30 protein-coding genes, 2 tRNA genes and 1 pseudogene are annotated in these 24,778 nt (G+C 58.3%); 15 read left to right on the top strand and 18 right to left on the bottom strand.

Annotation, left to right across the window (positions count from 1 at the left end; genetic code table 11):
- Positions 1 to 54: 54 nt before the first annotated feature.
- The 6 genes from nirB to KGB24_RS02325 all read left to right on the top strand — a co-directional run bounded on the left by nirB (position 55) and on the right by KGB24_RS02325 (position 4,552).
- On the top strand, positions 55 to 2,616 hold the full coding sequence (gene nirB, locus KGB24_RS02350) for a nitrite reductase large subunit NirB (protein ID WP_223416093.1): 2,562 nt from the start codon (positions 55 to 57) through the stop codon (positions 2,614 to 2,616).
- A complete protein-coding gene (nirD, locus tag KGB24_RS02345) occupies positions 2,616 to 2,993 on the top strand; it encodes a nitrite reductase small subunit NirD (RefSeq protein WP_008029576.1) in 378 nt (125 codons plus the stop codon). Before nirB ends, nirD begins: the two co-directional genes overlap by 1 nt.
- A 40-nt stretch (positions 2,994 to 3,033) precedes the next feature.
- Entirely contained in the window at positions 3,034 to 3,474 is a 441-nt protein-coding gene (locus KGB24_RS02340; protein WP_008029579.1) for a CBS domain-containing protein, read from the top strand.
- Between the two features lie 251 nt (positions 3,475 to 3,725).
- A tRNA-Cys gene (locus KGB24_RS02335) sits at positions 3,726 to 3,799 on the top strand.
- 195 nt (positions 3,800 to 3,994) lie between these two features.
- Positions 3,995 to 4,081 (top strand) — tRNA-Leu (locus KGB24_RS02330).
- 120 nt (positions 4,082 to 4,201) lie between these two features.
- On the top strand, positions 4,202 to 4,552 hold the full coding sequence (locus tag KGB24_RS02325; RefSeq protein ID WP_223416092.1) for a hypothetical protein: 351 nt from the start codon (positions 4,202 to 4,204) through the stop codon (positions 4,550 to 4,552).
- Between the two features lie 85 nt (positions 4,553 to 4,637).
- Here KGB24_RS02325 and KGB24_RS02320 read toward each other — a convergent pair whose 3' ends face one another.
- The 9 genes and pseudogenes from KGB24_RS02320 to KGB24_RS02280 all read right to left on the bottom strand — a co-directional run bounded on the left by KGB24_RS02320 (position 4,638) and on the right by KGB24_RS02280 (position 10,221).
- Complete coding sequence (locus tag KGB24_RS02320; RefSeq protein ID WP_008031035.1) at positions 4,638 to 4,847, bottom strand: hypothetical protein; 210 nt, start codon at positions 4,845 to 4,847, stop codon at positions 4,638 to 4,640.
- Positions 4,848 to 5,110: 263 nt separating this feature from the next.
- Positions 5,111 to 5,395 carry a hypothetical protein gene (locus tag KGB24_RS02315; protein ID WP_008031038.1) on the bottom strand — a complete coding sequence of 95 codons (285 nt, stop codon included), beginning with the start codon at positions 5,393 to 5,395 and terminating at the stop codon, positions 5,111 to 5,113.
- A 301-nt stretch (positions 5,396 to 5,696) separates the two neighbouring features.
- Complete coding sequence (locus KGB24_RS02310; protein ID WP_008031039.1) at positions 5,697 to 5,927, bottom strand: hypothetical protein; 231 nt, start codon at positions 5,925 to 5,927, stop codon at positions 5,697 to 5,699.
- Between the two features lie 115 nt (positions 5,928 to 6,042).
- Positions 6,043 to 6,264: a hypothetical protein gene (locus KGB24_RS02305; protein ID WP_223416091.1), complete on the bottom strand. Its 222-nt coding sequence runs from the start codon at positions 6,262 to 6,264 to the stop codon at positions 6,043 to 6,045.
- A 72-nt stretch (positions 6,265 to 6,336) separates the two neighbouring features.
- Positions 6,337 to 6,450, bottom strand: a pseudogene (locus tag KGB24_RS02300) (DNA topoisomerase IB); the annotation flags it as partial.
- A gap of 39 nt (positions 6,451 to 6,489) precedes the next feature.
- Positions 6,490 to 7,569, bottom strand: a complete 1,080-nt coding sequence (gene modC / locus KGB24_RS02295; RefSeq protein WP_192227046.1) for a molybdenum ABC transporter ATP-binding protein — start codon at positions 7,567 to 7,569, stop codon at positions 6,490 to 6,492.
- A gap of 3 nt (positions 7,570 to 7,572) precedes the next feature.
- A complete protein-coding gene (modB, locus tag KGB24_RS02290; RefSeq protein WP_192416215.1) occupies positions 7,573 to 8,253 on the bottom strand; it encodes a molybdate ABC transporter permease subunit in 681 nt (226 codons plus the stop codon).
- Positions 8,254 to 9,021, bottom strand: a complete 768-nt coding sequence (gene modA, locus KGB24_RS02285; RefSeq protein ID WP_008031048.1) for a molybdate ABC transporter substrate-binding protein — start codon at positions 9,019 to 9,021, stop codon at positions 8,254 to 8,256.
- Positions 9,022 to 9,156: 135 nt separating this feature from the next.
- Positions 9,157 to 10,221 (bottom strand): NAD(P)H-dependent flavin oxidoreductase, encoded by a 1,065-nt coding sequence (locus tag KGB24_RS02280; RefSeq protein WP_223416090.1) that lies wholly within the window; start codon positions 10,219 to 10,221, stop codon positions 9,157 to 9,159.
- A 187-nt stretch (positions 10,222 to 10,408) separates the two neighbouring features.
- On the opposite strand from KGB24_RS02280, the gene KGB24_RS02275 reads away from it, so the two are divergent.
- Positions 10,409 to 11,392: an MDR family oxidoreductase gene (locus KGB24_RS02275; protein WP_223416089.1), complete on the top strand. Its 984-nt coding sequence runs from the start codon at positions 10,409 to 10,411 to the stop codon at positions 11,390 to 11,392.
- A 47-nt stretch (positions 11,393 to 11,439) separates the two neighbouring features.
- On the opposite strand, the gene ada is transcribed toward KGB24_RS02275, so the two are convergent.
- From ada to KGB24_RS02250, 5 genes are all read right to left on the bottom strand, one after another.
- The gene (gene ada / locus KGB24_RS02270) at positions 11,440 to 12,504 is read right to left on the bottom strand and encodes a bifunctional DNA-binding transcriptional regulator/O6-methylguanine-DNA methyltransferase Ada (protein ID WP_223416088.1); all 1,065 of its coding nucleotides are present in this window, start codon (positions 12,502 to 12,504) and stop codon (positions 11,440 to 11,442) included.
- A gap of 86 nt (positions 12,505 to 12,590) precedes the next feature.
- The gene (gene alkB / locus KGB24_RS02265; protein ID WP_223416087.1) at positions 12,591 to 13,271 is read right to left on the bottom strand and encodes a DNA oxidative demethylase AlkB; all 681 of its coding nucleotides are present in this window, start codon (positions 13,269 to 13,271) and stop codon (positions 12,591 to 12,593) included.
- Complete coding sequence (locus KGB24_RS02260) at positions 13,261 to 13,968, bottom strand: 2OG-Fe(II) oxygenase (RefSeq protein ID WP_223416086.1); 708 nt, start codon at positions 13,966 to 13,968, stop codon at positions 13,261 to 13,263. The genes alkB and KGB24_RS02260 overlap by 11 nt, the downstream gene beginning before the upstream one ends.
- Before the next feature lie 125 nt (positions 13,969 to 14,093).
- Positions 14,094 to 14,264, bottom strand: coding sequence for a hypothetical protein (locus tag KGB24_RS02255; RefSeq protein ID WP_162130704.1), 171 nt, complete (start codon positions 14,262 to 14,264; stop codon positions 14,094 to 14,096).
- A 34-nt stretch (positions 14,265 to 14,298) separates the two neighbouring features.
- Positions 14,299 to 14,601, bottom strand: a complete 303-nt coding sequence (locus tag KGB24_RS02250; RefSeq protein ID WP_008031060.1) for a DUF1883 domain-containing protein — start codon at positions 14,599 to 14,601, stop codon at positions 14,299 to 14,301.
- Positions 14,602 to 14,813: 212 nt separating this feature from the next.
- On the opposite strand from KGB24_RS02250, the gene KGB24_RS02245 reads away from it, so the two are divergent.
- Together KGB24_RS02245 and KGB24_RS02240 are read left to right on the top strand one after the other, a co-directional pair.
- Complete coding sequence (locus tag KGB24_RS02245) at positions 14,814 to 15,173, top strand: hypothetical protein (protein WP_223416085.1); 360 nt, start codon at positions 14,814 to 14,816, stop codon at positions 15,171 to 15,173.
- Between the two features lie 72 nt (positions 15,174 to 15,245).
- Positions 15,246 to 15,476: a hypothetical protein gene (locus KGB24_RS02240; RefSeq protein WP_008031064.1), complete on the top strand. Its 231-nt coding sequence runs from the start codon at positions 15,246 to 15,248 to the stop codon at positions 15,474 to 15,476.
- A gap of 11 nt (positions 15,477 to 15,487) precedes the next feature.
- Here the strand turns inward: KGB24_RS02240 and KGB24_RS02235 are convergent, their stop codons facing one another.
- Positions 15,488 to 15,769, bottom strand: coding sequence for a hypothetical protein (locus tag KGB24_RS02235; RefSeq protein ID WP_008036896.1), 282 nt, complete (start codon positions 15,767 to 15,769; stop codon positions 15,488 to 15,490).
- Positions 15,770 to 15,911: 142 nt separating this feature from the next.
- Entirely contained in the window at positions 15,912 to 16,100 is a 189-nt protein-coding gene (locus KGB24_RS02230) for a hypothetical protein (RefSeq protein ID WP_008031068.1), read from the bottom strand.
- Between the two features lie 279 nt (positions 16,101 to 16,379).
- Here KGB24_RS02230 and galU point away from each other — a divergent pair, with 279 nt between their 5' ends.
- Positions 16,380 to 17,219: a UTP--glucose-1-phosphate uridylyltransferase GalU gene (gene galU / locus KGB24_RS02225; protein ID WP_008031071.1), complete on the top strand. Its 840-nt coding sequence runs from the start codon at positions 16,380 to 16,382 to the stop codon at positions 17,217 to 17,219.
- Between the two features lie 131 nt (positions 17,220 to 17,350).
- Positions 17,351 to 18,709, top strand: a complete 1,359-nt coding sequence (gorA, locus tag KGB24_RS02220; RefSeq protein WP_223416084.1) for a glutathione-disulfide reductase — start codon at positions 17,351 to 17,353, stop codon at positions 18,707 to 18,709.
- On the opposite strand, the gene KGB24_RS02215 is transcribed toward gorA, so the two are convergent.
- Positions 18,706 to 19,716, bottom strand: a complete 1,011-nt coding sequence (locus KGB24_RS02215) for a DNA-binding protein (protein ID WP_223416083.1) — start codon at positions 19,714 to 19,716, stop codon at positions 18,706 to 18,708. The genes gorA and KGB24_RS02215 overlap by 4 nt on opposite strands.
- Before the next feature lie 280 nt (positions 19,717 to 19,996).
- Here KGB24_RS02215 and KGB24_RS02210 point away from each other — a divergent pair, with 280 nt between their 5' ends.
- The 3 genes from KGB24_RS02210 to ahpF all read left to right on the top strand — a co-directional run bounded on the left by KGB24_RS02210 (position 19,997) and on the right by ahpF (position 23,346).
- Positions 19,997 to 20,935: a site-specific integrase gene (locus tag KGB24_RS02210; protein WP_223416082.1), complete on the top strand. Its 939-nt coding sequence runs from the start codon at positions 19,997 to 19,999 to the stop codon at positions 20,933 to 20,935.
- Between the two features lie 137 nt (positions 20,936 to 21,072).
- Positions 21,073 to 21,636, top strand: coding sequence for an alkyl hydroperoxide reductase subunit C (gene ahpC, locus KGB24_RS02205; protein WP_007975937.1), 564 nt, complete (start codon positions 21,073 to 21,075; stop codon positions 21,634 to 21,636).
- Positions 21,637 to 21,780: 144 nt separating this feature from the next.
- Positions 21,781 to 23,346: an alkyl hydroperoxide reductase subunit F gene (gene ahpF, locus KGB24_RS02200; protein ID WP_223416081.1), complete on the top strand. Its 1,566-nt coding sequence runs from the start codon at positions 21,781 to 21,783 to the stop codon at positions 23,344 to 23,346.
- Between the two features lie 175 nt (positions 23,347 to 23,521).
- Here the strand turns inward: ahpF and gloA are convergent, their stop codons facing one another.
- A complete protein-coding gene (gene gloA / locus KGB24_RS02195) occupies positions 23,522 to 24,043 on the bottom strand; it encodes a lactoylglutathione lyase (protein ID WP_008031081.1) in 522 nt (173 codons plus the stop codon).
- Between the two features lie 145 nt (positions 24,044 to 24,188).
- Between gloA and KGB24_RS02190 the strand changes: the two genes are divergently transcribed.
- Positions 24,189 to 24,713, top strand: coding sequence for a DUF4946 domain-containing protein (locus tag KGB24_RS02190; protein ID WP_223416080.1), 525 nt, complete (start codon positions 24,189 to 24,191; stop codon positions 24,711 to 24,713).
- Positions 24,714 to 24,778 lie beyond the last annotated feature (65 nt).

Raw genomic sequence — 24,778 nt, 5'->3', positions numbered from 1 at the left:
AAGGTTTCAGGCGTTTTTTTTTGCTTTTTGAACCGTTTTAGCCGGGTGCTTCTTATGAATTCCAATGTTGCCGCGTTGAACAAAGTGCAAACGCTGATCGTGATCGGCAATGGCATGGTCGGACATCATTGCGTCGAGCAGTTGATTGAGCGGGGCGCGCTTGACCAGTATCGGCTGCACGTCTTCAGCGAGGAGCCGATGCGTGCCTACGACCGCGTGCATCTGTCCGAGTATTTCTCGGGGCGTGATGCCGAATCGTTGGCGCTGTCGGATGCGTCGCTTTACCAGACGCCGGGCGTCACCCTGCATTTGGGTGTGCCGGTGCTGGAAATCGACCGCACCCGTCGCCAGGTGATTACCGCGCAAGGCAGCATCCCTTACGACAAATTGGTGTTGGCCACCGGCTCTTACCCGTTTGTGCCGCCAGTCGAAGGTGCCGAAGGCGATTCGCGTCTGGTGTATCGAACCCTTGAAGACCTCGATGCGATCCGTGCTGCGGCAGCCAATGCCCGACGCGGCGTCGTGGTTGGCGGTGGCCTGCTGGGCCTTGAAGCCGCCAATGCCCTGAAAAGCCTCGGCCTGGAAGCGCATGTGGTGGAATTCGCCCCGCGCCTGATGCCGGTGCAGCTGGACACAATGGGTGGGCTCGCGCTCAAGTCGCAGATCGAAAGACTCGGTGTCGGTGTGCACCTGTCGCGCTCTACTCAATCGATCAGTGCGGGCGAGGAATATCGCTACCGCATGAACTTCGCCAACGACGAGTTTCTTGAAACCGACCTGATCGTGTTCTCGGCGGGCATCCGTGCACAAGATGCGCTGGCCCGGCAGTGCACGCTGGAAATCGGCCCGCGCGGCGGCGTAGTGATCAATGACGAATGCCTGAGCAGCGATCCGGACATTTACGCCATCGGCGAATGTGCCTCCTGGAACGGCAGTCTTTTCGGCCTGGTTGCGCCGGGCTACCAGATGGCGCGCGGTGTGGCGGCACGTCTGTGCAACGACACAGCCGAGCCGTTTCTGGGCGCCGACATGTCGACCAAACTCAAACTGTTGGGCGTCGACGTCGGCTCCATCGGCGATGCCCACGGCAACACGCCAGGCGCACGCAGTTATCAGTTCATCGACGAAACCACGGCCAGCTATCGACGGCTGGTGGTGGATGCCTCGGGCAAGCATGTCATCGGCGCGGTGCTGGTCGGCGACAACAGCTATTACGACACGCTGCTGCAATACATGCAGAACGCGATTGCCTTGCCGGGGGAACCCGCCAGCCTGATCCTGCCGTCATCCGAAGGCGCGCCGACTCTGGGCCCGGGCGCGTTGCCCGAATCGGCCACGGTCTGCTCGTGCCACAACGTCACCAAGGGTTCCATTTGCTCGGCCATCGATGGCGGCTGCACCGACCTGGGCCTGCTCAAGTCTCAGACCAAAGCCTGCACCGGCTGCGGCGGTTGCGCCGGTCTGCTCAAGCAAGTGTTCGAACATGAGTTGATCGCCCGGGGCGTCAGTGTCGACAAAAGCCTGTGCGAACACTTTGCCTATACCCGTCAGGAACTGTATGCGCTGGTCCGCGTAGAAGGGGTCATCACCTTCGAAGAACTGCTGGCCAAACACGGCCGTGGCCACACCGGTTGCGACGTCTGCAAACCGGCCGTGGGCTCGATTCTCGCGTCGTGCTGGAACCAGCCGATCATGGACGCATCGCTGGTGCCATTGCAGGACACCAACGACACCTTCATGGCCAACATGCAGAAAAACGGCACCTATTCGGTGGTGCCGCGCATTCCCGGCGGCGAAATCACCGCCGACAAACTGATCGCCATCGGTGTCGTGGCGAAAAAATATGACCTCTACACCAAAATCACCGGCGGTCAGCGGATCGACCTGTTCGGCGCGCAACTGCATGAATTGCCGGACATCTGGGCCGAGCTGATCGAGGCGGGTTTCGAAACCGGGCACGCCTACGGCAAATCGACCCGGACGGTGAAGTCGTGCGTCGGCAGCACCTGGTGCCGTTATGGCGTGCAGGACAGCGTGCAAATGGCCCTGACCATCGAGGACCGCTACAAGGGATTGCGCTCGCCGCACAAGCTCAAGTTCGCAGTGTCCGGTTGCACCCGAGAGTGCGCCGAAGCCCAGAGCAAAGACGTCGGCGTGATCGCCACCGAGAAGGGCTGGAACCTCTACATCGCCGGTAACGGCGGCATGCGCCCACGCCACGCCGAGCTGTTCGCCACAGACCTGGACGATGCCACGCTGATCCGCTACATCGACCGTTTCCTGATGTTCTACATCCGCACTGCCGACAAACTACAACGCACCTCGGTGTGGCGCGAAAGCCTGGAGGGCGGCCTCGACTTCCTCAAAGAGGTGATCATCAACGACAGCCTCGGGCTCGGCGCGGAACTCGAATCGCAGATGCAACTGGTGGTCGACCGCTACGAATGCGAGTGGGCCAACGCCCTCAAAGACCCGGAAAAACTCAAGCGCTTCCGGACCTTCGTCAACGATAAACGCCCGGACCCGGACATCCATTTTGTCCAGGAACGCGGCCAACGGCGCCCGATCATGGCCGCCGAACTCAACCTGATCCCTGTCACCGAGGAGATTGCCTGATGAGCCAGTCCACTACCCAACGCATCGATTCCCTGGCCGACAGCGATGTCTGGCAAACCGTGTGCGAGCAGCAGGACCTTGTCTCTAACTCCGGCGTCGTCGTGTGGCTCGACGGCGCACAAGTGGCGCTGTTCTACCTGCCGGGCGCGGAGGGGCGAAGCCTCTACGCCATCGACAACCATGACCCGCAATCCGGGGCGAACGTCATCGGGCGCGGGCTGGTCGGCAGCATCAAGGGGGACCTCGTGGTTGCTTCACCGATCTACAAACAGCATTTTCGCCTCGAGGACGGCAGTTGCCTGGAGTACCCGCAGCAACGTTTGCGGGTCTGGCCGGTGCGGCTTAACGGCGGCGTGGTGGAAGTCGGGCTGGCTTGAGGTCAAGCATCGGCAATAAGCAACGATAGCGGAGGCATCCATGAAAACAGCCGCACAGCTGCTGAAACTGAAAGTCGTGCAAAACCAGCACGTGCACAGCATCGCGCCAGACCAGATGGTGCTTGAAGCGCTGAAAATGATGGCCGAGAAGAATGTGGGCGCGCTGCCGGTCATCGAAGCGGGGCAGGTGGTCGGCGTTATCAGCGAGCGCGACTATGCGCGCAAGGTCGTTCTACAGGGACGCTCCTCGGTCGGCACACCGGTGCGCGACATCATGAGCGCGCCGGTGGTGACAGCCGACAGTCAGCAGAGCATCGAGCGTTGTATGGAAGTCATGACCGACAGCCACCTGCGGCATCTGCCGGTGTTAGATAGCGGCGAGCTGATCGGGTTATTGTCGATTGGCGACCTGGTCAAAGAGGCGATTGTCGAGCAGGCCGATTTGATCCGGCAGTTGGAGTACTACATTCGTGGGCACTAAGCGGGCCGGGGGCATGCTGAAGCCGCATTGGCGCGCGCGGGCGAAGCGTTGAGCCTGCGTCGCAACATGCAAAGCACCTGACAAATTTTTTTTGAAATCAAGGGGTTGCCAGCCTTCGGAAATCAGTACATAATTCACGCCATCGAAAGCACTGACCGCTGAAAAAGCTCAATGTTTTCAAGGAGTTAGATCTAGATCTTCTCCAAGACTGTACGCGTTTGGTGTTGTGCTACATGACATCAGATGTTTGAGGCCGAGTAGCAAAATGGTTATGCAGTGGATTGCAAATCCACCTACGCCGGTTCGATTCCGACCTCGGCCTCCACTTTAAACAAGCTCCGTAGATCGATGATTTACGGAGCTTTTTTATTTGCGTTGTCCTGCAAGATTTAGTCTTGAAATGGGCGTTTGCAAACTTGCTTCACCGGGACGGGATGTATATATTTCGTCCTCTGCTGCACAGGCGTCAGAACTGACAGATCGTCATTTGTCAGCCATCAGACTGCCTGACCGCGCTACCGCCCGAATGGCGAAACTGGTAGACGCATGGGACTTAAAATCCCCCGCTCGTAAGGGCGTGCCGGTTCGATTCCGGCTTCGGGCACCATGAATACCAAAGGCTTGCGTGAGATACCTCACGCAGGCCTTTTTCATTTTTACTCGGCTATTTTTCGAAGTGTTCTGCGAACGATCACTTTGCCGACTTCATCTTGTTGCGAGGCCCAGGATGGCATGGAAGACACTTAAGTACCTGATGGTATCGGGCATCGTTCTGGTGAGCGTGGCCTACGCGTCAAGGTATGTGTACTTCAATTACTACATGGAGTACCAGGCTAAAAACCTTGTCAGGGATTTTCTGAAAGACCCTCAATCCGCGGTGTTCAGGAACATTGACTCCAGGCACCAGGTATTTTGCGGCGAGGTGAACAGTAGAAACAGCTTCGGGGGAATGGTCGGTTTTTCAAGGTTCATCGCACTTCCTCGCGATAACAGAGTTGTACTGGAAGAAGAGTTTGAAAGCCGAAACGCTGGGGAATTGTTTGAGCAGTCGTGGAGGCTGACCTGCGAACCGGCTTGAGTGGGACTCTTACCGTAATTTATAAAATCAAGGGTTTGCGAGCGAAAGCTGATGCAAACCCTTGTTTGTTTCCGGTCAACTATTTTCACTTGCCGCTTTTGTCAGCAGGCTGATTCGCCTTGCGTCGATCAGCGCCGGAAGGGTTGCCGGTGTCAACGAGCCTTCTTTCTCGCAATATATTTTGCAATGCCTGACGAGCTGCCGGATCAAGCTGATGTTCTCTTGCTTTGAGCTCCAGCAAGATCGGGCTGGACCAGCGGCAGTATTCTTCTTCCGCCTCACGGATCGTCGTCATTTACTCCTCCTTGATCGGGCGCCTGCCCACATCGTCGGGGCAGAATCGATGCGATAGAAACCCTAGCTGAGGAAAACGCTTATCGCCAAAAATGAAATGGCACACAACGCTATTGAACTGATCGTCGAATAATCTATTCGGCTGATCTCAACCCCAGACACCCGTAGCCGCCGTGCGTCGAACAGAGTGAAATCGCCGAAACGAGAAATCATGGGGCCAGCGGCTGAGCCAAGTGAACGCGCTTCAGCCGCCGAACCTGTCTGTTAAACGAATGGTTGACCGCTAAAACCACGGGGCAACCGTTGCAGCCCGGCCATGGCGGTAAGTCGCTCGACCCATGCTGCGCGCCAGTCATTGGCGGCGTGAGTGGCTTTGGCTTTGCGTGCGGCGCGGCGTGCCGCGTTGCGTTGGTCTTTGCGTGCATCCTTGTATGCATCGGTGTTTCGGCAACTTCTGCATTTCACTCGGTTCAGTTCAGTGGTTGAGGTGAGCTTGCTGCCTTTGTGGCCGCAGGCCAGATGCCCGGCAACTTTGAAGTGAGTAACCATCAGACGCCTCCTTCGTGACGTGTGACCGTTTGACCTCTCGCGAGTGATGACGTTCGTTGAGTGCAGGCGAGCAAAAAGAAGGCCCGCATGCGGGCGGGCCAAGGGATGTTTCAAAAGGAGTAGGGCTACAGTAAGGCGTGAGTTGTGAAGGCTGTGTGAAATGACCGGGCAAAAAAAATCCCGGTACAGGGCCGGGTTTGGGATTCAGCGGCAGGTGATCAGGCAAGGACGCACCCGGTGACGATCATCGTCGCCGTTCATGCGTCCTGGCCGTGCGCTCGTGTCCGGAGTCCAGATCGAATCATCTGAACCGCGGCAGCGGCGGCTCGACAGGTTTGAGCGAAGACAGCGTGTTACGAATCAGCGGCGTGTCCTTCTCGATGTCGTTCAGGCGATCACGAATCCTGAGGGCAGTCGGGTGCCCGCCTTGATGATCGACCCAGTCGGCGATTTCCTTGCACGCTGCAGCCAAGCGAACCTGGCGCGAGTCGAGCAGGGTGAGCAGGGTGGTGATGGACTCTTTTTCGGACATGGCAAACACCTCCGTTCAAGAAACCTGGCAGTGGCAGCAAAAAGCCCGCTAGGAGCGAGCTTTCTGCCGATGGGTTCGCTGTTCCCTCAGCCATTTTTCAGTATAGACCCGGACTTCAGCCTTGTCGGGCCACCACTTGCGATCGGGCATTGAGTTGATCGCACGTGCGTTGGGCTTTTTCTTCAAGATCGTAGCCGTCACCGATGTAGCCGTTAGTCCGGGTATCGGTGATGCGATACCAGACGGCGGCTTCAGGGGGCTGATGTTGGTCTTCGCCTGCTCGGCGGCCATAAACGATGATCTTGTTGCAGCGCTTGACAACGTAAATGTCTTCCATGGCTTCACTCGAAGCTAATTCATGTCACAACAACTATAGAAGCCATTGGTGATCGCGCAAAAAATGGACAGGTCAGTTCGTCGGTTGAGTTACCTCGATCATCTTCTCCACATACATCGCCAGCCCGACTTCCTCAGCCCTCAAGCATTTACGTGTTCTCGGGCGCGGTAACTCGGCCAATGCCCCATCAGGGGCCGTTACGGCCATTGACGCGTGCCAGCGGATTTACGCCAGCACCGCCACCGCTTTGATTTGCGCCCAGAGCTGTTGGCCGGGATGCACCTGCAACTGATCCCGGGAGTAGCGGGTGATTCGCGCCAGCAGCGGTGTACCTGCCGCGTCCAGGCGAATCAGCACGTGGGCGGCGTTGTCTGCGCCCATTTCACTGATCACGGTCACCGGCAGACGGTTGAGGATGCTGCTTTGCTCGGCGCTGTGCAGGCTCAGGCTGACATCGCGCGCCTGGACCTTGCAACGCAACGCCTGGCCGGGGTCCATTGGCGTGTGCGTCACGCGGATGTTCAGAGCGGTGCCTGGCAGTTGCAAGGTCAGCAACTGATAATCGGCGTCATAGGCACTGACGTGGCCCTCGATCACCACGCCGGCGTCATCGCCCAACGCCAAAGGCAAATCGAGCCTGGCCAGCGTTTCGCCGATAGGGCCGCTGGCCAGGGCTTTGCCGTTGCTGAGCAGGACGATGTGGTCGGCCAGTCGCGCCACTTCATCCTGGGAATGGCTGACGTACAGCACCGGGATGTCCAGCTCATCGTGCAGCCTTTGCAGGTAGGGCAGGATTTCGCTTTTGCGTTGCGAATCCAGCGCCGCCAGCGGTTCGTCCATCAGCAACAGTTTCGGGCTGGTGAGCAGCGCGCGGGCGATGCCGACACGCTGTCGCTCGCCACCCGACAAGTGCTGCGGATGGCGGTCCAGCAGATGACCGATGCCCAACAGTTCCGTCGCGTGCGCCATGTCGACCCGGCGTTGTTGCCTGGGAATTCGCTTGAGGCCGAACTGCAGGTTCGCCAACACCGACAAGTGCGTAAACAGACTGGCTTCCTGGAAGACATAACCGATCGCGCGTTTGTGCGGCGCTACGAAAATCTTCTTGTCGCTGTCCTGCCAGACTTCATCGTTGACCTGGATAAAGCCTTGTTCGGCCCGTTCCAGGCCTGCGATGCAGCGCAAACAGGTGGTCTTGCCCGAGCCGGAATGGCCGTAAAGCGCGGTGACGCCACGGCCGGGCAGTTGCAAGTCCACATTCAGGGCGAACCCCGAATACCTCAGTTTCAGACGTGTTTGAATCATCGATCAGCTCCAGCCCGCTTTGGTTTTACGGCTGGAGTACAGCGCCAGTAAAACGGCAAACGAGAACACCAGCATCGCCCCGGCCAGCCAGTGGGCCTGGGCGTATTCCATGGCTTCGACGTGATCGTAGATCTGCACCGAGACCACGCGGGTCTTGTCGGGGATGTTGCCGCCGATCATCAGCACCACGCCAAACTCACCGACAGTGTGAGCGAAACCGAGAATCGCGGCGGTGATGAACCCCGGTCGGGCCAGAGGCAGGATCACGCTGAAAAAGGTGTCCCAGGGATTGGCGCGCAAGGTCGCAGCCACTTCCAGCGGGCGGGTGCCGATGGCAGAAAAAGCGTTTTGCAACGGCTGGACCACGAACGGCATCGAATAGAGCACCGAGCCGATCACCAATCCGGCAAAACTGAACGTCAGGGTGCCAAGCCCCAGCGATTGAGTGAAGTGGCCGATAAAGCCGTTAGGGCCTAACGCCAGCAACAGATAAAAACCGATCACCGTGGGCGGCAGCACCAGGGGCAGGGCGACAATCGCCCCGACCGGGCCGCGCAGCCAGGATTGGGTGCGCGAGAGCCATAACGCAATCGGAGTGCCGATCACCAGCAGGATAACCGTCGTCAGGGACGCCAGTTTCAGGGTCAGCCAGATGGCGGAAAAATCGGCACTCGTTAGCGTCATTTAGAGTTGGTAACCGTAGGATTTGATGACAGCAGCGGCTTTCGGACCTTTGAGGTAGTCAACCAGCGCCTTGGCAGCCGGGTTGTCCTTGCCTTTGTTGAGGATCACCGCGTCTTGTTTGATCGGGTCGTGCAGGCTGGCCGGAACGATCCACGCCGAACCGCTGGTGACTTTGCCGTCTTTGTAGATCTGCGACAAGGCGACAAAGCCCAGTTCTGCGTTACCGGTTGAGACAAACTGATATGCCTGGGTGATGTTCTGGCCTTCAACGATCTTGTCTTTGACCTTGTCGGTCAGGCCCTGCTTGGCCAAAACCTGGGTGGCAGCCAGGCCATAAGGAGCGGCTTTCGGGTTGGCGATGGAGAGATGCTGATATTCGTTCTTTTTCAGCACGTCCCCTTTGGCATCGACGTAACCTTCCTTGGCCGACCACAACGCCAGGGTGCCAACGGCGTAAGTGAAGCGCGAACCCTTGACGATGTCGCCTTCGGCTTCGAGTTTTTGCGGGGTGGTGTCGTCCGCCGACAGGAACACTTCAAACGGCGCGCCATTCTTGATCTGCGTATAGAACTGGCCGGTTGCCCCAAAGGAGGTGACCAGTTTGTGCCCGGTGTCTTTCTCGAAATCGGCAGCGATAGCCTGGATCGGCGCGGTGAAGTTGGCCGCGACGGCGACCTGGACTTCGTCCGCCTGGGCCGCGCCAATGGCGAACACAGCGAGCAGGCTCGCCAGGCAAGTAGGGGCAAAACGTGAGGCACGAATGGTCATGAAACGGCTCCGTTGTAGGCAGGGACAGCGAGGGGTTAAAACGCTATATAGCGGAATATATAGCGAATTGCCTGCAAACGGAATGTGTTGATCTCGATTGCATTGCGGCGAAACGCCTCGCCTCAGGTCTTGTGCCTAGCGGTGCAACAGTTTCGCCAATCCGTCTTGGGCCAGACGCTGCGTCAATTCTGCTGTCGTCATCTCAACCCCTAACCTGAACGCCTGCCCGGCCCAGAGGTTGCTGAAATCCGCTTCGCCCTTTGCCCGCAATGGCATCAATGCCCCACCCGCCAACGGGAAGGCCGGTGCTTTATCGCAGATCGGTCCGAGTTCGCGCATCACGCGATTGAGAATCCCGCGTGCCGGGCGGCCGGTGAAAATGTTGGTGACGGCCGTCTCGCTTTCTTTGGCCGTGCGCAACGCCTTGTGATGAGAGGCGCTGACCTTGGCTTCCGGCGTAAACAAATACGCCGTGCCCACCTGCACCGCGGACGCGCCCAACAGAAACGCCGCTGCCACGCCCCGTGCATCGGCAATGCCGCCAGCGGCAATCACCGGCACTTTCACCGCGTCGACAATTTGTGGCAGCAGCGCGAAGAGGCCCACCTGGCTGCTCAAATCGTCGCTGAGAAACATGCCCCGATGGCCACCGGCTTCGTAACCCATGGCGATGATCGCGTCACAGCCATGTTGCTCAAGCCAGACGGCTTCTTCGACAGTCGTTGCCGAAGACAGCACTTTCGCCCCGGTCGCCTTGACACGATCCAGCAGGGATTTTTCCGGCAGGCCGAAGTGAAAACTCACCACTTCGGGGCGGCATTCTTCGATCACTTCACAGGTCGCGTTATCGAACGGCGCGCGATTGGATACGGGCGTCGGCGCGTCGAAATCCACGCCGAGTTCGCGGTAGTAGGGTTCCAGCAGATTCTTCCAGTCCCGGGCACGTTGCTCGTCGGCAGCGGGCGGCTGATGGCAGAAGAAGTTGACGTTGATCGGGCGTTGAGTGTGTTGGCGAATGGTCTTCAATTCTTCGCGCAACTGTTCGGTGGTCAGCATGGCTGCGGGCATCGAGCCCAGGCCGCCGGCATTGCTCGCGGCGATCACCATGGCCGAACCGGTTGCGCCAGCCATCGGAGCCTGGATGATCGGCAGTTCGACCCCCAGCAAATCAATGATTCGGGTATCTGGCCATTGGCTCATTTCAAGGTTCTCCGGGTCATGACGGGGAAGGGCTGTAGAACGGGACTTGTATCAGCAAAGACAGGCGCAAGGCCAATCGGGTTTCAGGATGGGGCATTCCTGGATTGGCTTAAAGTCGGGTACGGCAAAAGGTTGCCGTGTGATATTCCAGTAGCACGACAACTGAATGATCTGACAGGAGACGACAATGTTCCAAGGCATTTTGATCGACAAAGACGACAGCGGTTACCGGGCCACACTGCAAGAGATCAATGACGATCAACTGCCCGAGGGCGATGTGACAGTGCGTGTGGCGTACAGCACGCTTAACTTCAAGGACGGTCTGGCGATCACCGGCAGCAGCCCGGTGGTGCGAAAATTCCCGATGGTGCCGGGCATTGATCTGGCGGGGACTGTCGAAGTCAGTGGGCATCCGGACTACAAGGTCGGTGATCAAGTCGTACTCAATGGCTGGGGAGTAGGTGAAGGGCATTGGGGCGGATTGGCGCAGAAGGCGCGCCTGAATGGCGACTGGCTGATTCCGCTGCCTCGAGAGTTCACCGCTGCCCAGGCAATGGCGATAGGCACGGCCGGTTACACGGCGATGCTGAGTATCCTGGCCTTGGAACATAACGGGGTGACGCCTGAGCAGGGTGATGTTCTGGTCACGGGCGCCAACGGTGGTGTAGGCAGTTTCGCCATCGCGCTGTTGAACAAGCTCGGCTACCGGGTGGTCGCGTCCACTGGCCGCACCTCCGAACACGACTACCTCAAGCAATTGGGTGCCAGCGAAATCATCGACCGCGCGACCTTGTCCGAGTCGGGAAAACCGCTGGCCAAAGAGCGTTGGGCGGCCGTGATCGACTCGGTCGGCAGTCACACCCTGGCCAACGCCTGTGCCAGCACGAAAGCCAACGGCACTGTTGCCGCGTGTGGTCTGGCGCAGGGCATGGACTTTCCGGCGTCTGTCGCCCCGTTCATTTTGCGCGGTGTGACCCTGGCCGGAATCAACAGCGTGACCCAACCCAAAGCCAAACGGGTACTGGCCTGGAACCGTCTGGCCAAGGATCTGGACTTTGCCTTGCTGCCGCTGATCAGCCACGAAATCGGTTTGAGTGAGGCGATCGATGCGGCACCGCGATTGCTCGCCGGTCAACTGCGCGGCCGTGTGGTGGTGGATGTGAATCGCTGAAAGCAAAAAACGCAGCCTGCGACTGCCGCAGGCTGCGAGCTTTTTATTTATTGGCTTTCGCGCTCCAACAACTGCCGCTTGCGCTCCACTCCCCAACGATACCCCGACAAGTTGCCGTCACTGCGCACCACGCGATGGCACGGGATGGCCACCGCCAGACTGTTCGCGCCACAGGCCTGGGCCACGGCGCGCACCGCTTTCGGCGAGCCGATGCGCTGCGCGATGTCGGCGTAGCTGGCGGTGCTGCCGACAGGAATCTCCTGCAGGGCTTGCCAGACGCGCTCCTGAAACGCCGTGCCGCGCACATCCAGAGGCAAGTCCAGGCCGATAGCCGGCGCTTCGATAAACCCGACAACCTGGGCGATCAACTGCTCGAACCCGTGGTCGGCGCCGATCAGGTTGGCCCGCCGAAACTTGTCCTGCAGGTCGCACACCAATTGGTGCGGATCATCACCCAGCAGAATCGCGCACACCCCACGTTCGCTTTGCGCCACCAGAATCGCCCCTAAAGAACACTGGCCGACGGCAAACCGAATATCGTTGTTCTGGCCTTCGGCGCGGTAGTCGCCAGGTTTCATCCCCAACAATTGATCCGCCGCCTCATAAAATCGGCTATTGGAATTGAAACCGGCGTCATACAAGGCATCGGTCACCGAGCCTCCATCGATCAAACGTTGGCGAACCTTGCGTGAACGATGGGCCGTGGCGTAACCCTTGGGCGTCAGCCCGGTCACGGCTTTAAACACTCGGTGAAAGTGGAAGCTGCTCAGGCCCGCCACGTCGGCCAGTTCACTCAGTGCCGGCAGATGCTCTGCGGTCTCGATCTGACGGCATGCGGCAGCCACCGTTGCGGCATGTTGCGCGGCGACGTCACTTTGATCCTTCGCCGCGCGTTTGCTCGGGCGGTAGCCGGCCGCCTGGGCTTGCTCGGCGGTGTCGAAGAATTCGACGTTCTGCGGCTTGGGCAAACGCGCCAGACTGCTGGGGCTGCAATAGATGCCGGTGGTTTTCACGGCATACACAAACTGCCCGTCTGCGCGGGGATCGCGTGCGACGACGGCGGCCCAGCGCGGATCGTTTTCGGTGGCGATTCTTGTCGATTGGCGTGTCATGGCTTCTTGTCCGTTGACCTGTTTGATTCAGATTATCCAGCCGGCGCAGTCGTCGCACTCCGGGGCTTGCGGTCAAATTCGAAGATTCATTTTGCGGTACGAAACGTGAAGTTGATCCGTTGCTCGCCCATTCGCGGGTGCTGACCGTCCTTGATCGGCAAGACACCGTGATAACGCAAGCGATCAACGCCGCCCCAGACCACGATATCGCCGTGCAACAGTGGCACTCGCTGGCTTTTATCGCTGCGTTCAAACCCGCCAAACAAGAACATCGCCGGCAAGCCCAGGGAGACCGAAACGATCGGCGCCGCGTAGGACGCTTCATCCTTGTCTTGATGCAATGACATTTTGGCGCCGGGGACATAACGGTTGATCAGGCACGAATCGGGTACGAAATCAGCAAAACCGGCTTCGCGCGCCGCCGCTTGTGCGAGCGCCAAAAACACCGCAGGCATAGCCGGCCAGGGCGCGTCGGTTTGCGGATCATTGCGGGTGTAGCGATAACCGCTGCGGTCGGTGGTCCAGCCCCAGGTGCCGCAACTGCTCATGGCTGCCGACATGATGAAGCCGCCGGGCGTGACCATCTGCCGAAACGGCGCGGCGGCCAGAACCGCTTCCAGTGCAGGCAGCAAACGATCCAGCCAGGGCAGGGCAAAGCCTCTCAGTACGCAGGACTGTTCGCCGATCTGCTCGCGCCGAGGTAGCTGCTCGGGCTCGGCGTCGGCAAACAGGTCGAAAGTGCTCGGGGTCATGGGGTCATGTCGCATCGTGAAAGATGATTCCAAGGGTATGCCGTTTTCCGCTGTGCAGGCGACTGACCCCGTGGCGCAACGTGACACGGTAGAAGCCGCGAACGCCTTTGACTGGTCGTTGGTTGACGGCAAAGATCAGCCCGTCACCTTTCTTCAGGCCAATCACCTGGGGGCGAGACTGCATCCGTGGCCGTTGCTCGGTCAGTACAAACTCGCCGCCGGTGAAATCTTCGCCTGGCTCTGACAGAAGAATCGCCACTTGCAGTGGAAAAACGTGTTCACCGTACAGATCCTGATGCAGGCAGTTGTAGTCCTGTGGCCCATATTGCAGCAACAACGGCGTTGGGCGTTGCTGACCCGCGGCATGACAGCGCTCTAGGAACGCCTCGTGCCTTGGAGGGAAGCGGATCGGCAAGTCCATCTGCTCGTACCAGCGATTGGCAATCGGCACCAGTCGCGGGTAAAGCGCATTGCGCATTCGGCAGACGAGATCCGGTAGCGGATAGCGGAAGTATTTGTACTCGCCGCGGCCAAAGCCGTGGCGGGCCATCATGACCTGGGAGCGGAAAGGCTCTGGGTTCGCATAGAGCGCGCTGATGTCGTCACACTCTTCGGCACTCAGCAATGACCGGATGATGGCGCAGCCATCCTGATCGAGTTGCTGGTACAGAATGTCCCAGTCGAGTGCATCGAGCGTACGCTCGTTAAACATGTGCTGACTCCTTAACCCAGGGTTGAGGTGGCCAGTCTAGGGAGCGCTGCCGTCGTGAACACTCCGGCGCTTGCGGTCAAATTCAACGGACGGAGCAGACATCCCGGTTGTCGCTCCGAATCCCGTTACAGCGCTTTGCTGACGCTGATCTCGCTGATGACGTCTTCGCCCTGGCCATGAATGGCGTCCAGCGCGGCTTTGGCTTCTGCTTCGGTGCCGTTTTCAAGCTGGGCAAATTCGAAGCGGCGTTCGCCGTTGAGTTTGTATTTGATGACGTACTTGGTTGTTTGGGTCACGGTCATATCTGCCTGTGTTCGAGTCGGGCGGTGCTCAGCTCAGTTTCGTGGTGGAGCGGCGGATGATCTTGATCGAGTGGGACAAGGTCGGTTTGCGGGTCACGCTGATCGCCCGACGGTTGACGGTGTCGATGGTGATGTTCCAGAAACCGGTGCTTGGTGCAGTAATACGGGCCGGGAAGGTGTCGAATGCACCACCATGGTAAGTGTGACGGCCGCCATTTTTGAAGCTGCGGAAATTGGCGTCGTTCATCAAGCGGATGTTGCACATTTGCGAGCACTGGATGACGACGATGTCGTCTTCGTTGAGGTGCTCGCGCTGGTGGATAAATTTCATGAGGCGCCTCCAGAAGGGCTTTTTCTACAAAATCAAAACGATAGCATGGGCGATTGGCGCAGTTTATCAGCCCGAACGGGTTATTATCCGGTCGTCGAGCTCCGCTTTGACAATTAAAAACAGTTATTCGGAATTCTATGAGCGATAAAAGCAGTGGGCCTCGGAGAAAACCAGCATTTGTGCTGTCGGAGGGTCTTTGTCGGAGGTTTTTTATGAAGTGGGGTGTGTGGGGCTTGCCGTTGGCGTTGGCGATGAGTGGTTGTGCGAGCGTCTCGGAAATCAACGAATCGCTGCCCACCATGAGCGTGATTTCAGGCAAGAAGCCCCATGAGTACGCACAATGCCTGACCGAAAAACTGGCCAGCAGTCGCGGCGCCCTGCAAGTCGAGCCGCAGGGCAAAGACGGTGTGCGGGTCATTGTGCCGCAGAAGTTCTCCTCTGGCCCGGCCGCCGTATTCGATATCGAAGAACGCTCCAGTGGCAGCAGCATCAAGCTGCATGAGCGCATCTCCAATGTGCCGTTACGCCCCATGGATGTGCGCGATGCCGCCACGGCGTGCATTTCCGGCTGATAGACTGGCGACAGTCAGCATCGATGCCGTCAAAGCAACGCTTTGGCGGCATTGTCATTTCTGGAGTCGAGCATGAAGCGAGAGCAGGTACGGGAACGGCACGCAGAGGGTCACATCTCTGCTACCCATGTGATTCAAAATCCGGCTGATCCGGGGGAATGGATCGTGTTTTTCAAGAAAAGCGCCGGGCGCAGCTATTTTCTGGTGGACGATAACGATGAAGTCGAATCCTTCAGTCGTCTCGACGATCTGATCGAGACCGTGCGCGGTCTCGGGATCAAGTTCGCCGAAATTCACATGTAGGGCAGGGCGCCTTACTTGCAGACCACCACGACGCTGCGGTTTTTGTAGTTGCCTACGTCGACGCCGAGGGTCTTGTCGCTTTCCTTGGTCGACGGGGTTCCGTCGGTGCCGACGATTCGATAGCCGGTGCCAGCGCAGGAGGCATCGGCTTTTTCATAGCAGGAGGCCCACGAATTGGCTTCGCCGGAGCAGTCGATGGACAGGCCTGTTTCGCCATTGCCCAGGTAAGTCTTTTCAGAGGTGGCGCAGCCACTCAGGGCCAATATCGCAATCAAAGGCAAAAATCTATTCATGTCGTGGTCGTCGTCAGGGTGATGGGGCCAAGCCTGTGACAGCGCCGGCATCAAAAGGTTATAGCGAAAGGCCACTTCGTTTCATCCAATCACAAAAAAGCCCTGCGCGAGGCAGGGCTTGGTCATGCAAATCGGCTCCGGATCAGGACTTGTCCTTGCCGCGACGCTTCGGCTCCGGGTGTTCGAGTTCCAATACAGACGCCACTTCAATCGCCAACGCTTCAGTCGGGAATGGCCCGGCGATATTCTCGCCGCCGACGCTGGCTACCCACCACTGGCCGTCTTTCGCCTGATTGATCAGGAACCCGTTGACACTTTTTGCTACCGACATCTATCTGCCTCGTTGGCTGGTTCAATTGCGCAATGATAACGCCAAACGCACGCAATCGGTGTTGATGGGTGTAGGGTGGGTGCGATTGCATGCTCGGTTGTCGCCTGTGCAGCCCCGAAAATCTGCTATCTATAAGAGGCATCGCGACGTTCTGCGGAACTATCCGCAAGAATATTTCTCTATGTTGGCATCGGTTAGCCAGTGCGGGGCATTGTAAGGTGCACGCCGCCTGATTAGACTGCGCCGAAACTCGTACACACAGCCCTTTCAAGGACTTTTATGATCAAGAAATGCTTGTTCCCAGCAGCCGGTTACGGTACTCGCTTCCTGCCAGCGACTAAAGCCATGCCCAAAGAAATGCTGCCGGTGGTAAACAAGCCACTGATCCAGTACGGCGTCGAAGAAGCTCTGGATGCCGGTTTGACCGAAATCTCCATCGTTACCGGTCGTGGCAAGCGCGCCCTGGAAGACCACTTCGACATCAGCTACGAGCTGGAAAACCAGATCAAGGGCACCGACAAAGAGAAATACCTGGTCGGCATCCGCAAACTGCTGGACGAGTGCTCTTTCTCCTACACTCGCCAGACCGAAATGAAAGGCCTGGGTCATGCCATCCTGACCGGTCGTCCGCTGATCGGCGACGAACCTTTCGCCGTGGTGTTGGCGGATGACTTGTGCGTCAACCTCGAGGGTGACGGCGTACTGACGCAGATGGTCAAGCTGTACAAACAGTACCGCTGCTCGATCATTGCGATCCAGGAAGTCGATCCGCAGGAAACCAACAAGTACGGCGTAATTGCCGGTGACCTGATCGGTGATGACCTCTACCGCGTTCGCAACATGGTCGAGAAACCAGCGCCTGAAGACGCGCCGTCGAACCTGGCGATCATCGGTCGTTACATCCTGACCCCGGACATCTTCGACCTGATCAAGCAAACCGAGCCAGGCAAGGGCGGCGAGATCCAGATCACCGACGCCCTGATGAAACAGGCGCAAAACGGTTGCGTCATTGCCTACAAATTCAAAGGCAAGCGTTTCGACTGCGGTGGTGCTGAAGGCTACATCGAAGCAACCAACTTCTGCTTCGAGAACTTCTACAAGACTGGCAAGGCTTACTGATAGCGTTTGACCTGCTTGTTTCTTAAAAGCCACCTTCGGGTGGCTTTTTCATTTTCCGGCCCCATATCGTTTGCAGCGCTTGCCCAATGGACGTCTGCGGGTATGCTGTTTGCCTGCCGAGGAGATTGAAAATGGCCTACGATTTTGACCTTTATGTGATTGGCGCCGGTTCCGGCGGTGTGCGAGCGGCGCGTTTTGCGGCCGGGTTTGGCGCGAAAGTGGCCGTGGCCGAGAGTCGTTATCTGGGCGGTACGTGCGTGAACGTCGGCTGCGTGCCGAAGAAATTGCTGGTCTACGGTGCGCACTTCGCCGAAGACTTCGAGCAGTCTTCGGGCTTTGGCTGGACGCCGGGCGAAGCACAGTTTGATTGGGCAACGCTGATTGCCAACAAGGATCGCGAGATCAATCGCCTGAACGGTATCTATCGCAACCTGCTGGTTAACAGCGGTGTGACCTTGCATGAAGGGCACGCGAAGATCGTCGATCCTAATACGGTCGAGATTAATGGCGAGCGTTTTACTGCGAAGAACATCCTGATCGCCACGGGCGGCTGGCCGCAGATTCCGGAGATTCCGGGGCATGAACACGCGATCAGCTCCAACCAGGCATTCTTCCTCAAAGAGCTGCCAAAACGTGTGCTGGTTGTCGGTGGCGGTTACATCGCCGTTGAATTCGCCGGTATTTTCCACGGCCTAGGCGCCGAAACCACGTTGCTGTATCGCGGGGATCTGTTCCTGCGCGGTTTTGACGGCGCGGTGCGTAAGCACTTGCAGGAAGAGCTGACCAAGCGTGGCATGAACCTGCAATTCAATGCCGACATCGAGCGCATTGAAAAGCTCGCCGACGGCAGCTTGAAGGCAACGCTCAAGGACGGTCGCGAACTGGAGGCGGATTGCGTGTTCTACGCCACAGGCCGGCGTCCGATGCTGGACAACCTGGGGCTGGAAAACACTGGGGTCAAACTCGACAAGAAAGGCTTCGTCGAGGTCGATGAGCAATACCAGACCGCCGAGCCGTCGATCCTAGCGCTGGGCGATGTGATCGGCCGGGTTCAGCTCACGCCGGTTGCGCTGGCTGAAGGCATGGCCGTTGCGCGTCGCTTGTTCAAGCCTGAGCAGTATCGCCCGGTGGATTACAAGATGATCCCGACGGCCGTATTCAGCTTGCCGAACATCGGCACGGTCGGCCTCACGGAAGAAGAGGCTCGCGAGGCCGGCCATGACGTGGCGATCTTCGAAAGCCGTTTCCGCCCGATGAAGCTGACCCTGACCGAATGTCAGGAGCGCACGCTGATGAAGCTCGTGGTGGACGGCAAAACCGACAAGGTGTTGGGTTGCCACATGGTCGGACCGGATGCCGGCGAGATCGTGCAAGGTCTGGCGATTGCCTTGAAGGCGGGCGCTACCAAGCGTGACTTCGACGAAACCATCGGCGTGCACCCGACGGCCGCCGAAGAGTTCGTCACCATGCGTACACCGGTCGCGGGTTAATCGGCCTTGGCTGCGTCTGGCGCTGTCGCAATGACCGCTGCCAGGCGCACGCTTTCATCGAGGCTCGCCTGAGTCTTCAGTAATTCAATTTCCAGCGCTTTGTTTATCTGCGACTGCTCCTCGACGTTCTGCTTCAGCGACTGGCTCTCCAGCAGTGCTGCGCGCAGGCGTTCCTGGAGGAGGGTGCGTTCGCTGTCGATCCGGTTGACCTGTTCCAGCAGTTGATCCTGGCGGGTATGGGTGTGCTTGAGCTGTTCTTGCAATAGGCTCAGCTCGCGCAGCGTGCCACGGTTTTCGGTCAGCAGGCGTTCGTTGTCGCGGTGCAATTGGGTGATTTCATCCTGACGCACCAGGGCGTTTTGCTGGGCCTGGCGCAACTCCATCTGAATCTGCTGCACCTGGCCCTCATGGCGGCTTTGTTCCTGCTCGCGCTGCTCTTTGACGGCGTTGCGATAGTGCTCCAGTGCGTCACGGGCGTGCAGGTGCTTTTCCTCAAGGGAGCGGATCTGCTCGTCCTTGTCCTGCAAGCGCAACTCGAAATCGGCGAGCGCCTGGTTCATTCCGGCGTTACGGGTTTGCTCGGTCTGCAGCATCGACAGGGTGTTTTGCAGGGTGTCGGACTCCTGCGTCAGCGCCAGGGTTTGAATCTCGTACTGCTGCTGCAATTCGCTGTTGGCTTCCTGGGCGTCTGTCAGCTGGCTTTCCAGGTTTTTTCGTTGCTGTTCGAACTGCGCGCGAGCCTGATCGATCGGTTCCTGCGCCTGCTCTTTGAGCCGTTGCGCAAGGCGCGAGACCAGCCCGGCCAGCTCGTCATCGATGGGTTCGGAGGAGGGCGCTACCGGCTCGGCGCCGTCATCCAGCTCCTTCAAGTACCGGTGAATAGTGGTTTTCGAGCCGGTATTGCCCATTTCGATCCGTACTGCATCGATGCTGGGGTTTTCACCGCGAGCCAGAATTGCCAAGCGTGCCGCTTGCACCACTGCTTTGTTAACACCACCGCGTGCCATGAACTCTCCTACGATTTCGTACTGTGGTACGTACCACTAAAGTACACAATGTACCACGCCAGCAAACAACATTAAATACACGAAGTATTCACGCGGGATATACTGGTATTACCCCGTGTGACAGCGATCCTGAATTGTTCGAAGCTCCATTTCCGTACACAACCCTCCTGTAGGAGCGAGCCTGCTCGCGAAAAACCTCCAGGCACCGCGATCACTCAGGCAGTTAGCGTCATCGTTTACGTCCATCGCGAGCAAGCTCGCTCCTACAGGAGTCACCGCCATGAGCGATCTGGATCGTTACCTGCAAGCCGCCACACGCGACAACACTCGCCGAAGTTACCGGGCGGCCATCGAACATTTCGAAGTCGATTGGGGCGGGTTTCTACCGGCCACGGCTGACAACGTTGCGCGTTATCTGGTGGCGTATGCGGGTGAGTTATCGATCAATACGTTGAAACTGCGGTTGTCGGCCCTGGCGCAGTGGCACAACAGCCAGGGGTTTGCCGATCCGACCAAGGCGCCCGTGGTGCGCAAAGTCTTCAAAGGCATTCGCGCGCTGCACCCGGCGCAGGAGAAGCAGGCGGAGCCATTGCAGCTTCAGCATCTGGAGCAAGTGGTGGCCTGGCTTGAGCAGGAGGCACAAACCGCGAAATCAAAAGACGACCGACCGGCGCTGTTAAGAGCCCGGCGCGATAGGGCGCTGATCTTGCTGGGCTTCTGGCGCGGTTTCCGCAGCGACGAGTTATGCCGCCTACAGATTGAGCACGTACAGGCCAGTGCCGGTTCAGGCATCACCCTGTATCTGCCACGCAGCAAGAGCGACCGCGAAAACCTTGGCAAGACTTACCAGACACCGGCGTTGCAGCGATTGTGTCCGGTGCAGGCATACATCGACTGGATGACCGAGGCTGCATTGGTGCGCGGGCCAGTGTTCCGTGGCATCGACCGCTGGGGGCATTTAAGCGAAGAGGGCTTGCACGCCAACAGCATCATCCCGTTATTGCGCCAGGCACTGGAGCGCGCCGGCATTGCGGCCGAGCACTACACCAGCCATTCGTTGCGACGTGGTTTTGCCACGTGGGCCCATCAAAGCGGTTGGGATTTGAAATCGCTGATGAATTACGTCGGCTGGAAGGATATGAAATCGGCCATGCGTTACGTAGAAGCCAGTCCATTTCTGGGAATGACGCGGATTTCGGAAAAGCCGTTGGCGCCCTAGATACCTTTTCCTTCTATTAATACTGTCTGCTAATAGCGAAAACCAATCAGCAGCATGAGGTTTGCCAATGAGCCATCCGTCCGTCGAGTGGGTAGAGTTCACTCCATCAACTTCTTAACCCTGACGGAGAGTCAACGATGCCTATCATCAACAGCCAAGTTAAACCATTCAAAGCTGACGCATTCAAAAACGGCGACTTCGTAAAAGTCTCGGACGCTGACCTGAAAGGCAAGTGGTCGGTTGTATTCTTCTACCCAGCAGACTTCACCTTCGTTTGCCCGACCGAACTGGAAGACCTGGCTGACAACTACGACGCGTTCCAGAAACTGGGCGTCGAGATCTACAGCGTTTCCACTGACACCCATTTTGCCCACGCTGCCTGGCACAACACTTCGCCAGCCATCGGCAAAATCCAGTACACCATGATCGGCGACCCGACCCACGCTATCTCCCGCAACTTCGACGTACTGATCGAAGAAGCTGGTCTGGCTGACCGTGGCACCTTCGTGATCAACCCTGAAGGCCAGATCAAAATCGTTGAGCTGAACGATGGCGGCGTTGGCCGTGACGCTTCCGAGCTGCTGCGCAAAATCAAGGCTGCCCAGTACGTCGCTGCTCACCCAGGCCAGGTTTGCCCAGCCAAGTGGAAAGAAGGCGAGGCCACTCTGGCTCCGTCCCTGGACCTGGTCGGCAAGATCTAAGTCTGTGACACGTTTCAAAGGGCGGAACTCCGCACCTACTCAGTAAGCTGCACCGCCCAATAGAAAAGCCCGGGCGAGATTCGCTCGGGCTTTTTTTCGCCTCAAAAAAGCCTTCGTCTCAATAAAACCAAGGAAATCGCCCGTATGTTGGACGCCAATCTTAAAGCCCAGTTGAAATCGTACCTGGAACGGGTCACCCAGCCGATCGAGATCGTTGCATCCCTCGACGACGGTGCGAAATCCCGGGAAATGCTCGAACTGCTGAAAGACGTTGCCAGTCTTTCCAGCCAAATTACTTTGCTCGACAACGGTGACGACACGCGTAAACCATCGTTCTCGATCAACCGCGCCGGTGCCGACATCAACCTGCGTTTCGCCGGCATCCCGATGGGCCACGAATTTACCTCGCTGGTGCTGGCCCTGCTGCAAGTCGGTGGCCACCCTTCGAAAGCCAGTGCGGAAGTGATCGAACAGATCCGCTCGCTCAAAGGCCAGTTCAGCTTCGAGACTTACTTCTCGCTGTCCTGCCAGAACTGCCCGGACGTCGTTCAAGCGCTGAACCTGATGGCCGTGCTCAACCCGAACATCCGTCACGTCGCTATCGACGGCGCGTTGTTCCAGGCCGAAGTCGATGATCGCAAGATCATGGCCGTGCCAAGCATTTACCTGAACGGCGAGATTTTCGGCCAGGGCCGCATGGGCCTGGAAGAAATCCTCGCCAAGATCGACACCAGTGGCGCCGAGCGTCAGGCCGAGAAAATCAGCGCCAAAGAAGCCTTTGATGTGCTGGTGGTCGGCGGTGGCCCGGCCGGTGCTTCGGCAGCGATCTACGCCGCCCGTAAAGGCATTCGCACCGGTGTGGCAGCTGAACGTTTTGGTGGGCAGGTGCTGGACACCATGGCCATCGAAAACTTCATCTCCGTGCAGGAGACCGAAGGGCCGAAACTGGCCAGCGCGCTCGAAGAGCACGTCAAGCAATACGACGTCGATATCATGAACCTGCAACGGGCCACCGCGCTGGTCCCGGCGAAGAATCCAGGCGAGTTGCACGAGGTTCGTTTCGAAAGCGGCGCGACCCTCAAGACCAAGGCGCTGATTCTTGCCACCGGCGCCCGCTGGCGTGAAATGGGGGTGCCGGGCGAGCAGGAATACAAAGCCAAAGGCGTGTGCTTCTGCCCGCACTGCGATGGCCCGCTGTTCAAAGGCAAGCGCGTAGCGGTGATCGGCGGCGGTAACTCCGGCGTTGAAGCGGCGATCGATCTGGCCGGTATTGTCAGCCACGTCACGCTGCTGGAATTCGACAGCAAGCTGCGCGCCGATGCGGTGTTGCAACGCAAGTTGTTCAGCCTGCCCAACGTTGATGTCATCACCAGCGCACTGACCAGTGAAGTGAAGGGTGACGGCCAGAAGGTGACCGGGCTGGTCTACAAGGATCGCGATTCGGGTGAGTTCAACACGGTGAACCTTGAAGGTATCTTCGTGCAGATCGGTCTGCTGCCCAACACCGACTGGCTCAAAGGCACCATCGAGTTGTCGCCTCGCGGCGAGATCATCGTTGATGCCCGTGGCGAAACCTCGATGCCGGGCGTGTTCGCCGCCGGTGACGTGACGACCGTGCCGTACAAGCAGATCGTGATTGCAGTAGGCGAGGGCGCCAAGGCTTCGCTGAGCGCATTCGATCACTTGATCCGGACATCGGCCCCGGCATAAACCGGACGCTGAAAACACAAAACCCCATGAGTGATCATGGGGTTTTTTGTGTCTTGCACAGTCCAGAATGTGGGAGCGAGCCTGCTCGCGATAGCGGTGTGTCAGACGACTCAAGTGTTGAAGTTGAGTCCGCATCGCGAGCAGGCTCGCTCCCACAGGGGGACGGTGTCGTACATTACAACGGCGCTGGCTGGATGATCTCGACCCAGTAAGCATCCGGGTCCTTGATGAATGCCAGGCTCTTCATGCGGCCGTCGTTCAGACGCTTCTGGAAATCGCAGCCCAGCGCTTCGAAGCGTTCGCACGCAGCGACGATGTCCGGCACCGAGATGCAGATGTGGCCGAAACCGCGCGGGTCGGTGTTGCCGTTGTGGTAGGCGAAATCCGCATCGTTTTCGGTGCCGTGGTTGTGGGTCAGCTCAAGGATGCCAGGGATCGACTTCATCCATTGGGTGCGGGCGGCGGCATCGGCCGGGATCTGGTTCTTGTCGACCAGCGCCAGGAAATACAGGCTGAACTCGGCTTCCGGGAAGTCGCGCTTTTCCACCAGCGAGAAACCGAGGACCCGCGTGTAGAAATCCAGGGACTTGGTGATGTCTTTGACCCGCAGCATTGTGTGGTTGAACACGAAGTTCTGCGTTGCGGTGTCAGGTTGGGCGGTGACGCCTGGGAAGGTGTTCAATTCGTGCAGGCTCATGGGCCCTCCGGAAAATAAGTGGGGCTAACGAATGGCGTCAATGATACGCAAGGGCGCAGGCATCACCAAACCCAAACCACCCGCTATTGCCTGACAGGCGGACGAGGCTCAGACTTTATCGCTCAATCCGTGAGTATTCATTGCAATGATCCGATCCTGTAAATCGCTGTTCGTTCTGATTTTCCTGCTGTCAGGCGTTACCTGTGCTCATGCGGATGCCCCGATCGTGACCTGGCCAGATGGCTGGGAAGTCGAAGCCACCCCGCCAGATCAGGCTACGCCTCAAGTGTCCCGGCAGCGCGCGGTGAAAAACGATCAGGGCGGTACGCCGTTGATGGTGATGGAGTTGACCATGACGACAGTGGAAAGCGGTCATCAGGTCAATCTGCAAGGTGTGCTGCTGGAAATGCGCAAGTCCGTGCAGAAGGACTTCTTTCAGGGCGGCTATCAAAGCGTGTGCAACAAAATCCATCCGGCAACGTTGAGCCGCCTGGAGGCACTGGAAACTACCTGCACCATTACGCAGAACGGACGCCACGTGCTTTCGCAAACATTGGTCGCGGCGGTGGATGCCGATAAGGCTTATGTTCTTTCGTACGCAGGTCAGGCAGAGGCTTACAAGGCAAGCCTGGGTGAAATAGAGGCTGCTCGTAACAGCTTGAAACTTTAGATAACGGTTTGCACGGTCGTGCATTTCGCAATGTTTAGATACCCAAAGGGATTAAGCACAAAGTT

Origin of the sequence: Pseudomonas sp. BF-RE-25 (genome assembly GCF_019956105.1) — a bacterium.
GTDB classification, from domain to species: Bacteria; Pseudomonadota; Gammaproteobacteria; order Pseudomonadales; family Pseudomonadaceae; genus Aquipseudomonas; species Aquipseudomonas migulae.
The sequence above is the reverse complement of the archived record's forward strand: the minus strand, read 5'-3'. Positions and strand labels throughout refer to the sequence as shown.